This window comes from Neoluteolibacter marinus, from assembly GCF_014904755.1.
Lineage (GTDB): Bacteria > Verrucomicrobiota > Verrucomicrobiia > Verrucomicrobiales > Akkermansiaceae > Haloferula > Haloferula marina.
Window position 1 is genome coordinate 1 of record NZ_JACZFQ010000353.1, and the last position, 501, is coordinate 501.

Here is a 501-nt window from a genome sequence, read left to right on the forward strand (position 1 = left end):
CGGCTCGCAGCTGCCCGAACGGATCGGTGTCCACACCCAGCAGCTCCAGCGGCACGGAGATCGTGCGGGTGATACCCCGGATCGTGAGCTCGCCCGTGACGATGAGCTGGTTCTCGTCCACCTCGTCCACCGCCGTGGAGTTGAACTCGATGGTGGGGTGCTGCTGCGCATCGAAGAAGTCGGCGCTGCGCAGGTGCGCGTCTCGCTGGGGGCTGCGGGTGTCCACGCTGGCCACCTGCAGGACGACTCGCGCCTGCGAGCGCGACATGTCCTCGGCATCCAGGTGCGCCGTGCCCGAGACGTCGTTGAAGGCCCCGCGCACCTTGGTCACCATCGCGTGCCGCGAGGAGAACCCCACCCTGGTGTGGGACGGATCGATGCTCCAGGTCCCTGTCAGCTCGCTCTGAGCGCTCATGTTCGTCTCCCCTGCCTGCGTCGTGGCTGCGCGGGTGACCAGACCCGCTCCCCCATCGTAGGACCGGGCCCCACCCCGATGGCACC

At 68.9% G+C, this 501-nt stretch carries 1 protein-coding gene; it reads right to left on the bottom strand.

The window, feature by feature from the left end:
- Nucleotides 1-415, bottom strand: a 415-nt coding sequence (locus IG178_RS25230) for a YceI family protein (protein WP_193215300.1), incomplete at its 3' end; no start/stop codon positions are given.
- Nucleotides 416-501 lie beyond the last annotated feature (86 nt).